The organism is Jannaschia sp. W003, from assembly GCF_025144335.1.
In the GTDB taxonomy this organism is placed as follows: Bacteria; Pseudomonadota; Alphaproteobacteria; order Rhodobacterales; family Rhodobacteraceae; genus Jannaschia.
The window spans coordinates 3,206,379-3,219,353 of record NZ_CP083539.1 but is presented as its reverse complement, the minus strand read 5'-3'; the positions used below and the strand labels follow the sequence as shown (position 1 = coordinate 3,219,353).

Annotated in this window: 12 protein-coding genes; all 12 read right to left on the bottom strand. The window is 75.2% G+C overall.

Annotation, left to right across the window (positions count from 1 at the left end):
• Window positions 1-45: 45 nt before the first annotated feature.
• The 12 genes from mutL to rbfA all read right to left on the bottom strand — a co-directional run bounded on the left by mutL (window position 46) and on the right by rbfA (window position 12,879).
• Complete coding sequence (gene mutL, locus K3554_RS15970) at window positions 46-1,833, bottom strand: DNA mismatch repair endonuclease MutL (protein WP_259942043.1); 1,788 nt, start codon at window positions 1,831-1,833, stop codon at window positions 46-48.
• A gap of 123 nt (window positions 1,834-1,956) precedes the next feature.
• On the bottom strand, window positions 1,957-3,285 hold the full coding sequence (locus tag K3554_RS15965; protein ID WP_259942042.1) for a pitrilysin family protein: 1,329 nt from the start codon (window positions 3,283-3,285) through the stop codon (window positions 1,957-1,959).
• Window positions 3,282-4,712: a M16 family metallopeptidase gene (locus K3554_RS15960; RefSeq protein WP_409197358.1), complete on the bottom strand. Its 1,431-nt coding sequence runs from the start codon at window positions 4,710-4,712 to the stop codon at window positions 3,282-3,284. Before K3554_RS15960 ends, K3554_RS15965 begins: the two co-directional genes overlap by 4 nt.
• Window positions 4,713-4,851: 139 nt before the next feature.
• Entirely contained in the window at window positions 4,852-5,346 is a 495-nt protein-coding gene (locus tag K3554_RS15955) for a DUF3035 domain-containing protein (RefSeq protein WP_259942038.1), read from the bottom strand.
• A gap of 28 nt (window positions 5,347-5,374) precedes the next feature.
• A complete protein-coding gene (gene lspA, locus K3554_RS15950; RefSeq protein WP_259942037.1) occupies window positions 5,375-5,851 on the bottom strand; it encodes a signal peptidase II in 477 nt (158 codons plus the stop codon).
• A 2-nt stretch (window positions 5,852-5,853) separates the two neighbouring features.
• Window positions 5,854-7,434: a bifunctional phosphoribosylaminoimidazolecarboxamide formyltransferase/IMP cyclohydrolase gene (gene purH, locus K3554_RS15945; RefSeq protein ID WP_259942036.1), complete on the bottom strand. Its 1,581-nt coding sequence runs from the start codon at window positions 7,432-7,434 to the stop codon at window positions 5,854-5,856.
• Window positions 7,435-7,448: 14 nt separating this feature from the next.
• Window positions 7,449-9,140: a heparinase II/III family protein gene (locus K3554_RS15940; RefSeq protein ID WP_259942033.1), complete on the bottom strand. Its 1,692-nt coding sequence runs from the start codon at window positions 9,138-9,140 to the stop codon at window positions 7,449-7,451.
• Between the two features lie 75 nt (window positions 9,141-9,215).
• Entirely contained in the window at window positions 9,216-10,100 is an 885-nt protein-coding gene (locus K3554_RS15935) for an alpha/beta hydrolase (RefSeq protein WP_259942032.1), read from the bottom strand.
• The gene (locus K3554_RS15930; RefSeq protein WP_259942030.1) at window positions 10,091-10,612 is read right to left on the bottom strand and encodes a DUF1643 domain-containing protein; all 522 of its coding nucleotides are present in this window, start codon (window positions 10,610-10,612) and stop codon (window positions 10,091-10,093) included. The genes K3554_RS15935 and K3554_RS15930 overlap by 10 nt, the downstream gene beginning before the upstream one ends.
• Window positions 10,613-10,833: 221 nt before the next feature.
• Window positions 10,834-11,733: a tRNA pseudouridine(55) synthase TruB gene (gene truB / locus K3554_RS15925; protein WP_259942028.1), complete on the bottom strand. Its 900-nt coding sequence runs from the start codon at window positions 11,731-11,733 to the stop codon at window positions 10,834-10,836.
• A gap of 1 nt (window position 11,734) precedes the next feature.
• On the bottom strand, window positions 11,735-12,457 hold the full coding sequence (locus K3554_RS15920; RefSeq protein ID WP_259942025.1) for a phosphodiester glycosidase family protein: 723 nt from the start codon (window positions 12,455-12,457) through the stop codon (window positions 11,735-11,737).
• The gene (gene rbfA / locus K3554_RS15915) at window positions 12,454-12,879 is read right to left on the bottom strand and encodes a 30S ribosome-binding factor RbfA (protein ID WP_259942024.1); all 426 of its coding nucleotides are present in this window, start codon (window positions 12,877-12,879) and stop codon (window positions 12,454-12,456) included. The genes K3554_RS15920 and rbfA overlap by 4 nt, the downstream gene beginning before the upstream one ends.
• Window positions 12,880-12,975 lie beyond the last annotated feature (96 nt).

Here is a 12,975-nt window from a genome sequence, read left to right as displayed (position 1 = left end):
GGCCATGTAGCCCCGCGGGCGGCGCATTGCGAGCGGGGGGCGCCTCTAACGCCCGAACAGCCGCTCGATGTCGCCCAGCTTGAGGGTCACGTAAGTGGGCCGCCCGTGGTTGCACTGGCCCGAGCGGGGCGTGCGCTCCATGTCGCGCAGGAGTGCGTTCATCTCGGGCGCGGACATGCGCCGGCCGGTGCGCACCGAGCCATGGCAGGCCATGCGCGAGAGCACCGCGTCGATGCGGCCCCGGAGGGTCAGCGCCTCGTCGTCGCCCTCCTCCAGCGCGTCGGCCACGTCACGCACGAGGGCGGCGGCGTCACAGGGACCAAGGATCGCCGGGGTGGCGCGCACCATCACCGCGCCGGGGCCGAAGGCCTCCAGATCCAGCCCGAGGGGGGCGAGGTCGAGGGCGAGGAGGGGAGTGGCCCGCTCGCCCAGCTCCACCACCTCGGGCAGGAGGAGGCTCTGGGCGGCAATGCCCTTGCCATGAGCCTCGCCCTTCAGCCGCTCGTAGTTGAGGCGCTCGTGGGCGGCATGGGCGTCGACGATCACGAGGCCGTCGGCGGTCTGGGCGACGATCCAGTTCTCGTGGAGCTGGGCGCGCGCGGCGCCGAGGGGGTAGGCCTCGGGGTCCGTCTCCGTCTCGGCGGGGGCGGCCTCGTAGCGGGCCGACGCCTCGGCGAGGCCGGGCATCGGGGCCTGGCCGGCGTAGGCAGCAGTGCGCGCCCCCGCCGAGGGGCGGTCCATCTGGTAGCGCGGCGCGACGGGGCGCTCGGGGCGCGCGGTGCCGAGGAGGGCGTCGCCCACGGTGGTGCTCGATCGGTGCCCGTGCTCGGCGAGCGCGTGGCGCAGGGCCGAGACGATCAGCCCGCGCGGCACGCCCGGCTCGCGGAAGCGCACCTCGGTCTTGGCGGGGTGCACGTTCACGTCCACGGCGCGCATGTCGCACTGGAGGAACAGGGCCGCCACCGCGTGGCGGCCGCGGGGCAGGACGTCGGCGTAGGCCGCGCGCAGGGCCCCGCCGAGCATCGGGTCGCGCACGGGGCGGCCGTTCACGTAGAGGAACTGGTGTTGCGCGTTGCCCCGCGCGAAGGTGGGCAGCCCGGCGTGGCCCCGGAGGCGGAAGCCCTCGCGCTCCGCGTCCACGGCGATCTGGTTGCCCGCGAAGTCCGCCCCGAGAATCGCGGCGAGGCGGCCCAGCACGGCATCCTCGCCGGCGGCGTCGGCGCGCAGGAGCGTGCGCTCGCCCTCGCGCAGGGTGAAGGCGACGTCCGGCCTCGCCATGGCGAGGCGGCGCAGGGCATCCGTGACGGCGCCGGTCTCGGCGCGGGCCGAGCGCAGGAACTTGAGCCGCGCGGGGGTGGCGAAGAAGAGGTCGCGCAGCTCCACCACGGTGCCCGCACCCAGGGCCGCGGGGCGCACCGCTTCCACCCGGCCCGCGACCGCGCGGATCTCGGCGGCCTCGGCGGCGCCCGCGGCGCGGCTGGTGACGCGCAGGCGGCCCACGGCGGCGAGCGAGGCCAGCGCCTCGCCGCGGAAACCGAAGTGGTGGATCGCGAGGAGGTCGTCGCCGTCGAGCTTCGACGTGGCGTGGCGCGTGAGAGCGAGAGCGAGGTCGGAGGCGGGAATCCCGTGCCCGTCGTCGGTGACGCGCACGAGCGCGCGCCCTCCGTCCTCGATCTCGACCAGCACGCGGGCGGCGCCGGCGTCGAGGGCGTTCTCGACCAGCTCCTTCACGGCCGAGGCGGGCCGCTCCAGCACCTCGCCGGCGGCGATGCGGTTCACGGCCGCCTCGGCCAGCTGGCGGATCGGTCGAGGGATGCGGGCTGGCCGGTTCACCGCCCCATCATGGCCCGGCGAGGCACGGCGGGTCGAGGGGGCGGAGCGGGGGATGTCGGGGATAAGTGCGGGCGCGGTTAACGCCGGCGGCCCCCCGCCCGGGCGGGGCGGGGGGCGACGGGGTCAGCCCGGCAGGGCGCCGGTCTCCAGCCCCTCGGGCTGGCCCACGACGACGAAGTGCAGGTCGTCCGCGTCCATGATGCGCGCGGCCACGCGGGCCACGTCCTCGGGCGTCACCGCCTCGATGCGCGCGTTGCGGGTGGCGATGTAGTCGATCGGCAGATCCTGGAGCTGCATGCCCGACAGGATGCCGGCGATCGTGCCGTTGCCGTCGAAGCGCAGCGGGTAGGCGCCCGTGAGGTACGTCTTGGCCGCCTCCAGCGCCTTGGGGTCGGCGCCAGCTTCCGCCATCTCGGCCCATTCCTCGCGCACGATGCGCACCGCCTCGGCGGCCTTGGCGTTCGACGACGAGAACTGTCCCAGATGCTGGGCCGCGTGCTCGCGCGGCACGAGGTAGCTGCCGATGCCGTAGGTCAGCCCGCGCTTCACGCGCACCTCGTCCATGAGCAAGGAGTTGAAGCCCGCGCCGCCGAGCACGTGGTTCAGCACGTAGGCGGCGAAGAAGTCGGGGTCGTCGCGGCGAAGGCTCTCGTGGCCGAACAGCACAACGGACTGGGGCGAGGGATGGGCCACCACGGTCACGCCGCCCCCGAGCGCGTAGTCCGCGTCGGCGACCTCGGGGCCGCCGGTGGCGGGCAGGTCGCCCAAGAGCTCGTCGAGGAGGGGGCCCAGCTCCTCGGCGGTGATGTCGCCGGTCACGCCGACGTGGACGCGGTCCAGCGTCAGGGCGGCGGCATGGGCCGCGCGCAGGTCGTCCGGGGCGAGCGAGGAGACGGTCTCGCGGGTGCCGTCGAGGGGCGAGCCGTAGGGGTGGTCCGGGAAGGCCAGCGCGGCGAGCGTGGTGGAGGCGATCTCCTGGGGGTCGGACTCGGCGCGGTCGATCGAGGCGAGCACCTGCTCGCGCACGCGGTCCACGGCCTCGGCGTCGAAGCGCGGGGCGACCAGCGCCTCGCGCAGGAGGGCGACGGCCTCCGCGCGGTTCTCGGTGAGGATCGAGGCCTCCACGGCGACGGCGTCGTTGGTCGCCTCGAACGAGAAGCGGGCCGCGAGGTCCTCGGCGGCCTCGGCGAAGGCGCGCGCGTCCCGCTCGCCCGCGCCCTCCTCGAGCGTCGCGGCCATGAGGTTCACGGCACCGCGCTTGCCCGGCGCATCCAGCGAGGCGCCGCCCTCGAAGCGGATGTCGAAGGCGGTGAAGGGGATCGAGTGCTCCTCCACCAGCCAGGCGGTGATGCCGCCGGGCGAGACGACCTCCTGGATCTCCACCGCCGCGTGGGCGGCGGCGGGCAGGAGGGTGGCGGCGGCGAAGGCCAGGGCGCGGAGGGAAAGGCTCATGCGTCGTCCTCGGGATCGGTCGGGGCGGTTGGGGCGTCGGCGGGCGTGACGGCAGGCTCCTCGGGGACGGCCTCGAGGGTGTCCGTGGCGGTCTCGGAGGGGGCCTGCAGGTAGCCCGTCACGGAGGCGTCCGCGTCGAACAGCGCGCGTGCGGCGGCCACCACGTCCTCGCCGGTCACCGCGTCGAGGATCGCGGGCCACGCCTGCACGTCCTCGACCGTGAGGCCGGACGTGATGCCCACGCCGTAGGTGCGTGCGCGGCCCTGGAGGCTGTCGCGGCCGTAGATCTCGGCGGCGCGGAGCTGGGTCTTGATGCGCTCGAGCTGCGCCTCGTCGACGCCCTCCTCCAAGAGCCGCGCGATCATGCGGTCCATGTCGGCCTCGGCCTCGGCCAGCGAGCGGCCAGGGACCGGCATCACGACGACGCCGAAGGTCGTCTGGTCGAGCGAGGTGCCCGAGTAGAAGGCCGAGGTGTAGAGTGCGGTCTTCTCGTCCTGCTCCAGCACGCGGCCCATCAGCGAGGTCTGCGACGAGCCGCCCAGCACGCGGGCGAGCACCGTGAGAGCCGCCGCCTCCTCCTGCGCGCCTGGGTCACGCTCGGGGGCGAGGTAGGTGCGGATCACGTAAGGGTTCGAGACGCGCTCGTCCTCGAACACGAGGCGGCGCGGCGCGATCTGCGGCGGCTCCGAGGGGCGCGCGCGGGGCTCGAGGCCTTCCGTGGGCTCCAGCGGGCCGTAGTGCTCCTCGGCCAGGGCGCGCACCTCGGCGGGGTCCACGTCGCCGGCCACGATCAGCGTGGCGTTGTTGGGCGCGTAGTAGCGGCGGTAGAAGGCGAGGGCATCCGCGAGGGTCAGCTCCGAGACCTCGTGGCGCCAGCCGATGATCGGCACGCCGTAGGGGTGGTTGAGGTACTGCGCGGCGTTCCGCTGCTCCGAGAACAGGGCGCCCGGCTCGCTGTCGGTGCGCTGCGCGCGCTCCTCCAGCACCACGTCGCGCTCGGTCAGCATGTCCTTGTCGTCGAGCACGAGGTCGCGCATGCGGTCGGCCTCCATCCGCATCATGAGGCCGAGGCGGTCGGCGGCGACGCGCTGGAAGTAGCCGGTGTAGTCCTGGCTGGTGAACGCGTTGTCGGAGCCGCCCTGGGCCTCGACCACGCGGGAGAACTCGCCGGGCTCCAGGTCGTCGGTGCCCTTGAACATCAGGTGTTCCAGGAAGTGGGCGATGCCGGACTTGCCCGGCGGCTCGTCGGCGGCGCCCACGTCGTACCACATCATGTGGACGGCCACGGGCGCGCGGTGGTCCTCGATGACGATGGCGTCGAGGCCGTTGGGAAGCGTGAAGGTGGTGACCGTGTCGTCGCCGGCGGGCGCGGCGGCGGCGGCGTCCTGCGCGAAGGCGGGCGCGGCGGCGAAGGTCGCGGCGGCCAGGGCGGCGGCGAGGGCGGGGGCTCGTGCGGGCAAGGGGGTCCTCCGGTGCAGGCGTCGGGATGCATGTGCGGCCTCGCGGCCCCCGCGCACAGGGGCGCGCACGGGGACTCACGCCATTGTCAGGGGACGCGCCCCCGCTTCAGCGCGGGTCGGGCGGCGCGGCCACGGTGCGCACGCCCAGCGCGCGCAGGCGTTCCAGCTCGCGGTGCTGGTCGAGCGAGAGCGGGCGGTAGGCGTCGTAGTAGACGTTCACGTTGAACAGCCGCTCCAGCAGCAGCGGGTCGTTGCGGCGGCGGAACGCGAGGTCCTCGGCGGCGAGCACGCCGCGGATGTTCTCGCCCACGCCGTAGCGGAACACGCGGGCAGCCAGCGCCGGGTCGGCGCCCGCGCCCGCGCCGGGGCGCCCGCCGAGCGCGGCCACGGCCGCCGCCTCGGGCGCGGGATCGGCGCGCGAGGGGCCGCCGGGCAGCGGCGCGGGCAGGGCCGCGTAGGTGGGCGGCTGCTCGAGGGGGCGCGAGGGCACGATCGAGAACTCGTCGGGGGTGCGGTCGGCCTTGCTGAGGTTCAGGAGGCGCGGCTCCTCGCGGGCGCAGGCGGCGAGCAGGGCGAGCAGCGGAAGGGCGGCGAGGCGCATGGAGGTTCTCCGGGACACCGGGGCGTTGCTAGCGCGCATCGGCGGCGCCGTCACCCGCCTTGTCGGCGAACAGCACCAGCCCGAAGGCGCCCGCGAAGATGAACACGTCGGCGAAGTTGAAGGCGAAGGGGTTGTGGATGCCCGGCACCGACATGTTGAGGAAGTCGGCCACCGCGCCGTAGAGCAGCCGGTCGAGCACGTTGGCCAACGCGCCCCCCACCACGAGGCCGGCGGACACGAAGGCCAGCGGATGGCGGAAGCCGCGCGACCACCACAGCACCGCGCCGCAGATGGCGAGGGCGAGGGCGATCAGCGCCCACTTCGCGCCGGCGCCCGACATGAGGCCGAAGTTGATGCCCTCGTTCCAGCCCATGCGGAAGCGCAGCCAGGGCGGGGCCACGTCCATGGCGCCGACCTCGCGCAGGTTCAGCAGGTGCACCACGAACAGCTTCGAGAGCTGGTCGATCCCGAAGGCGGCGAGGGCGGTGGCGGCGAGCTTTCCCACGATCAGTGCCGGAAGTGCCGCTGGCCGGTGAACACCATCGCCAGCCCGGCCTCGTCGGCGGCGGCGACCACCTCGTCGTCGCGCATCGAGCCGCCCGGCTGGATCACGGCGCGCGCGCCGGCCTCGGCGGCGGCGAGCAGGCCGTCGGCGAAGGGGAAGAAGGCGTCCGAGGCGACTACCGAGCCCTGCGCCGCCGAGTGCGGCAGGCCCAGCGCCTCGGCCATGTCCTCGGCCTTGCGGGCGGCGATGCGGGAGCTGTCGAGGCGGCTCATCTGGCCCGCGCCCACGCCCACGGTGGCGCCGTCGCGGGCGTAGACGATGGCGTTGGACTTCACGTGCTTGGCGACGCGCCAGGCGAACAGGAGGTCGCGCATCTGCGCCTCCGAGGGCGCGCGCTTGGTGACCACCCGCAGGTCGGATTCCGCGATCATCGCGGCATCATGGTCCTGCACCAGCCAGCCGCCGGCGATCTGCCGCATGGCGCGGCGCGGGGCGCGCGGGTCGGGCAGGGCGCCGGTGGTCAGGAGGCGCAGGTTCTTCTTCGCCGCGAACACGGCGCGGGCCTCGTCGGTGGCCTCGGGGGCGATCACCACCTCGGTGAAGATGCCGGCGATGGCCTCGGCCGTGGGGCCGTCCAGCGGGCCGTTCAGGGCGACGATGCCGCCGAAGGCCGAGGTGCGGTCGCAGTCGAAGGCGCGCGCGTAGGCCTCGGTGAAGCTGCCGCCCGTGGCCACGCCGCAGGGGTTGGCGTGCTTGATGATGGCGACGGCGGGCGTGGCGGGGTCGAACTCGGCCACCAGCTCGAAGGCCGCATCCGTGTCGTTCAGGTTGTTGTAGCTCAGCGCCTTGCCCTGGTGCTGCGTGGCCGAGCCGACGCCGGGCCGAGCCGAGCCGTCGCGGTAGAAGGCCGCCGACTGGTGCGGGTTCTCGCCGTAGCGCAGGGATTGGGCCAGGGTGCCGGCGGCGGCGACGCGGCGGGGCGGCGTCTCCTCCCAGCGGGCCATCCAGGTGGCGACGGCGGCGTCGTAGGCGGCGGTGCGCCCGTAGGCCACGGCGGCGCAGCGGCGGCGGAAGGCGAGCGTGGTGGCGCCGTCGTTGGCCTCGAGCTCCGAGAGCAGGGCGGCGTAGTCCTCGGCGTCCGTGAGGGTGCAGACCCAGGGGTGGTTCTTGGCCGCCGCGCGGATCATGGCGGGACCGCCGATGTCGATGTTCTCGACGGCCTCGTCCTCACCAGCCCCCCGCGCGACCGTCACCTCGAACGGGTAGAGGTTCACCACCAGCAGGTCGATCGGCGCGATCCCGTGGGCCTCCATGTCGGCGGCGTGGGCGTCGCGCAGGGCCAGCAGGCCGCCGTGCACCATCGGGTGCAGCGTCTTGACCCGACCGTCCATCATCTCGGGAAAGCCCGTCAGCTCGCTCACGTCGCGCACCTGGAGGCCGGCGTCCCGCAGGGCGCGCGCCGTGCCGCCGGTGCTGACCAGCTCCACGCCGCGGGCGGCCAGCGCGCGGCCCAGATCTTCGAGGCCGGTCTTGTCGCTCACGGACAGGAGCGCGCGGCGGAGGGGGACGGGGGTGGCGGTCATGGGCAGGCTCGCGTTCAGGTCCGTCTCGAAGCCGCGTCGGGCTCCTGGGTGCGGACGAGGGTCCAGTCGACGGTGGCCGCATAGGACATGACGCTGTCGGTTAAAACCACCTGCCGCGACGGCGTGGGCCGCAGGCGCCCGGGATCGAGGAAGACGGAAGGCCGGATCTCCAGCGGGACGCCGCCGCCGGGGCGCAGCACCCAGATCTCGCCGGTGGGCAGCGCGATCGTGGCCGCGCGCCCGCCCAGCCCGGTCTCGACCTCGGCGTCGGGATGCAGGTGGAAGGCGACCGTGAAGCGCACGGGGCCGTGAGCCGCGATCGCGTCCTCCAGCCGCTCCTTGTCGGGGCCCGACACGGCGCGCAGGGCGTCCTCGCCCTCGAGCCGCCGTCCGTCTGTGGACAGCACCAGCCGGCGCAGGTGGGTCAGGCCGTGCGTGGGGCGCCAGCCGTCGTGGGACAGGATCAGCGTGGAGGCGCGGCGGCCCTCGGTGCGCTGCCACTGCACCGTCTCGGGGCCCTCGGCGAGGGGGGCGATCCGCAGCCCGGGGCCGGCGGCCACGGGCGCGCCGATCCGGGACGAGGAATGGCCGTCGAGGCCCAGCGTGGAGTGCGAGGCGGTGGCGCGCCCGGCGCGGTGCCACTCGGGGCCGAACGGGCCGCCGGGGCCGCAGTTCACGACGACCGGCGTGGTGGCCGAGCACAACTCGAAGGCCAGGGTGGACGCATGGGCCGAGCCGGACGCCGCCCCCTCGGGCGGGGCCTCGGCGTCCACCACCAGCGTGGTGCGCCCGTGGGCGACCGGCACGAAGCCCATGGCGAGGCCGGTGGAGGGGCGCCCCCGCACGCCGCTCTCGCCCAGCACCCGGTCGAGGCGCCCGGCCCGGCCCGCGCCGCCGCCGTGGAACCGGGCCAGGCCGCCGTCGCTGTGGCGCAGGGCACGCAAGGTCGGCACGATCCGCGCCACCGCCTCGCGCAGGAGGGGCGGCACCGGGCGCCCGGCGCTGTCCAGCGAGGCGGCGGCCCAGCCGAGCAGCATCGCCACTTCCAGCAGCGCCTCGGGGTTGCGCGAGGGGATGCCGCCGTCGGCGCCGACGTCCGCGTCCGCGGTGCGGGCCAGCGCGTCGGTGGCGACGTCGCCGAGCCGCTCCATGCCCTCGAGCGCCAGGCCCGCCATCAGGAGGCCAAGCAGCGCCTCGGCGCGGGGCAGGCCCGCGGGCGCGCGGCCCCAGGTTCCCGCCAGCACCTGCGCCTGGCGGTAGAGGCTGTCGCGGAACCGCTCGGGCCGCTCCATGCCGCGCAGGAGCGCGGGGGCGTGGACGATCATGCGCACCAGCCGCCGCCCGGTGGTGGCGGGCGCCCAGCCGGGGCCGGCGCCGCGCCCGAAGCGGTCGACCCAGGCGAGCGTCCAGCCGCGCGCCCGCGCGGTGGCCTCGCGCCCGCCCACCGCCATCACGTCGTCGAGCCAGCCCATGCCGTGGAGCTGCAGCGCGAAGGGCACGGAGGGCGGGCGGATCGCCCAGGGATCCGGGGCGCCCTCGACCAGATGGCCGGCGAGGTGCCACACGCCGCCCAGCATCCGGTGGCCCGCGCGCTCCGAGCCCTCGGCGCGCGGCTCGGGGTGCCACACGAGCCCCTGCGCCCCGCGCGGGGGCGCGGCGCGCCACACCCTGAGGCGGGTCGCGATCCGGTTGCGGAAGCTGCTCATGCGTCCCCGTGGGCCCGTGGATCGGGCCTCTGGCGGGCGACGTTACGCCCGCCCGCGCCCGGTGTCACGCCGCGCTCACCCCTGCGCGAAATGGGCTAGGAGCGCCGCCGCCACGGCCGCCGGCGCCTCCTCGGGCGCGAAGTGGCCCGAGGGCATCTCCCGCCCCGCGAGCTCCACGGTCCAGCGGTTCCAGATCGACAGCGGATCGGGCTGCGAGGCGGGAAAGCCGCGCTCGCCCCACAGGAACAGGGTGGGGGCCTCGATGCGCCGGCCCCGCTCGCGGTCGGCTGCGTCGATCATGCGGTCGGTGTGGAAGCCCGCGCGGTAGTCGGCGCACATCGCCGCCACGCGCGCCGGGTCGGCCATCTGCGCGCGGTACGCCTCCAGCGCGTCGGGGGCGAAGGGTCGCAGATCTTGGTCCAGCGTCCAGGACCGGAGGGTGTGGTCGAGGTAGAGTTCCGGCGCCCCGGCGATCATGCGCTCGGGCATGGGGCTCGGCTGGGCGAGGAAGGTCCAGTGGTAGGCCTTCATGGCCAGCTCGGCGGCCCAGAGGTCCCAGAACTCCACCGTGGGCAGCACGTCGAGCACGGCGAGGCGCCGCACCATCGCGGGGTGGTCGAGTGCGAAGCGGTAGGCCAGTCGCGCGCCCCGGTCGTGGCCCGCCACGTCGGCGCGCTTGATATCCAGATACCGCAGCACGGCGGCGAGATCGCCGGCCATGCGGCGCTTCGAGTAGACGGTGTGGCCCGCGTCGTCCTCGGGCGCGTCGCTGGCGCCGTAGCCGCGCAGGTCCACGAGGATGCAGCGGTGCTGCGCGGCCAGCATCGGCAGCGCGGGCAGCCAGCAGCGGTGGCTCTGGGGATAGCCGTGGAGCAGCACCAGCGGCGGCCCGTCCCCCGCCTCGTAGGCGGCGACGTGGACGCCGGGCTCGGTCTCGATGCGGTGGGCGGTCAGGGGCATGGCGGCTCCCAGGGCTGGGGTTGCTCGGCGTAGGGGATGTAGAGCGGATGCTTCGGGTGGCCCGCCTTCGACAGCCCGAGGCACAGGAGCCGGTGGCCCGCGCCCCGCAGCATCGCCTCGACCTCGGCGCCGCGGTCCAGGTGCGCGCCGTGGGTGCCCCAGGCGCAGACCACGGCGTCGGCCCATCGCGCCGCCTCCAGGATGGCGCGGTCGTTCTCGGGGCGGCCCACCGGCTCGGGGTCGGCGCGCATGCGGCGCGGGTCGGTGGCGCGCAGCGCGAAGATGTTGGTGACGCGGAAGGCGCCGAAGCCGAGCGCGCGGGCCCGGCGCTCGCAGCGTTCCACGGTGGGATCGTTGCGCGCCTCGGTGGCCGTGGAGGGGTTGAGCATGAGGAAGTTCGCGCGCGGGCCGGCCTCGTCCCAGACACGGACGAGGTCGTAGCGGTAGCGCTCGTCGGCGGAGTAGACGGCGTGGGATGGCGCGTCGCCCTTCGTGTGCTCGCGGCGGATCATGGGGGTGGTGTGGCAGAGGCGAGCGAGCGGTGGAAGGGCGGGGCGGCGCCGACCTGTGGGCTACGCCCCGCCCCGGCCTTGAGCCGGGGCCTCGGCTTGCCACTGGCGCTTCCGTCGCGGAGCGGGGGAGGGACGCCGCTCGCCATGGATCGCCACTTCCCCAACCGCATCTCCCGTGGCGGGCGGAGGCCCCGGCGCAAGGGCGGGGCGGTGAGGGGCGCCTACCGCCGGAACACGCGGCTCGGATGGAGCTGCCCGCCGAGGTAGCGCCCGATGGCCACCGCCTCGCCGCCCTCCGACGCCCAGGCCTCGGCGCCCGGCTCGGCGCCCGCGAGGACGTCGCCGGGGTTGCCGTTCGCGAGGCGCACCGCCGCGCCGGGCGCGAGGGGCAGCTCGGGCAGGCCGCGCAGCGCCGTCTCCAGCGGCAGGAGCCGGGCCTCCAGCGCGGGCGTGCGCGCCTCGGCCTCGACCGTGTCCAGCGCGACGCCGTCCTCGGCGCGGAACGGCCCCGACCACGTGCGCCGCAGCCAGGCCGCGTGACCGAGGCAGCCCAGCGCGCGGCCGAGGTCGCGGGCGATGCTGCGGACGTAGCCGCCGCGGCCGCAGGTCATCTCCAGCTCCGCGCCGTCCGCGTCGCAGGCGACGATCTCGAGTTGCGCCACGTGCAGGGGGCGGGCGGCCAGCTCCAGCGTCTCGCCCTCGCGGGCCAGGTCGTAGGCCCGCGCCCCGCCCACCTTCACCGCCGAGACCTGCGGCGGCACCTGCATGATGTCGCCCCGGAAGGCCTCCAGCGCCGCCTCGACCGCCTCCGCGGAGGGGCGTTCGGGCGACGTGCGCAGCACCTCGCCCGCGGCATCATCCGTGGACGTCTCCGCGCCCCACGCGACGCGGAAGCGGTAGCCCTTCGCCCCATCCGTCACGTACGGCACGGTCTTGGTCGCCTCGCCCAGCGCCACCGCCAGCACGCCCGTCGCATCGGGGTCCAGCGTGCCTGCATGGCCCGCCTTCGCCGCATCGAGCGCCCAGCGGACCTTGCCGACCACGGCCGACGAGGTGATCCCGGCGGGCTTGTCCACGACCAGCCAGCCGTGCACCGCGCGCCCCTTGCGCCGCCGCGCCACCCTACCGCGCCCGCACGGCGATCATCGGCCCCATGGGCCAGCCCACGTCGGAGCGCCCGCCGGCGTGGAGCCGCGAGATCTTGCCGTCGAGGTAGAGCGCGTCGCGCACGCCCAGCTCGTCGCGGAAGAGGGTGGCGATCTCGTGGAAGGTCACCGCTCCGTCCGAGATCACGAGATGCAGCGTGCGCCCATCGGGCGAGGCACCGGCACCGTTGCGGACGTTGCGGTAGGGGCTGTCCTCGATGAACCTCGGATGCACCTCGCCATCGATCAGCAGCATCGGCCCCGACTGGGTGGCGTCGCGGCAGGCCAGGGATTCCTCGGCGTAGCGGCGGCTCTCGACCACGCGGGCCTCGCCGTCGCCGAGGCACAGCACGCCGTTGGGCAGCATCCCGAAGTTGCCGGGACCGGCGGAGGTGACGAGGGGGGCGACGTCGCGCCCCTCCTCGCGGTAGAGGCCCACGGGGCTGCGATCGCGGTGGTACATGCCCGCGTTCATGGCCACGAGCGCGGGGCCGTGGGCGGCCTCCATCGCGGCGAAGCTGCCGAGGATGCGGCCCTCGGCGTCGCGCAGGTGCAGGTCGGCGCGGTATCGGTCCAGGTCCACCGAGCAGACCGTGAAGGCCTGGCCCCGGTGCTCGACGCTCCGGCACAGGTCGGCGCCCTGGGCGGCGACGTGGCCGGGCGCGGCGAGGCTCAGGAGGACGAGGAGGGCGCGGATCACCGGGCCTCTCCGCCGTCCTCGCCCTCGTCCTCGGCCTCGACGTCGCGGCGAACCGTCTCGGAGCCGAACAGGTCGCGCGCGGCGTCCATGCGGTCGAAGGTCTCGTCGATGCGGAAGCGCAGGTCGGGCGCGTACTTCAGCGTGAGCTCCCGGCCGATCAGGCGGCGCAGCTCGCCCCGGTTGCGGGCCAGCGCGGCGATGGCGGCCTCGCGGTCCTTGCCGCCGAGGGGCAGCACCCAGGCGGTGGCGACCTTGAGGTCGGGCGAGCAGGTCACCTCGCCCACGGTGATGCTCATGGCGTTCAGCTCGGGGTCGTGCACGTGCCCGCCCTGCAGCACCTCGGAGAGGGTGCGGCGGATCAGCTCGCCCACGCGGAGCTGGCGCTGCGAGGGGCCGGAGCCTTGGAAGCGGGAGCGGGCCATGGGTCGTCCTCCGGATCGGAAGGCGCCCAGATAGGGGCGCGGGCGGAGGCGCGCAACCACGGCCAAAACGCCCGTGCACCCCCCGTGCACCCCCTG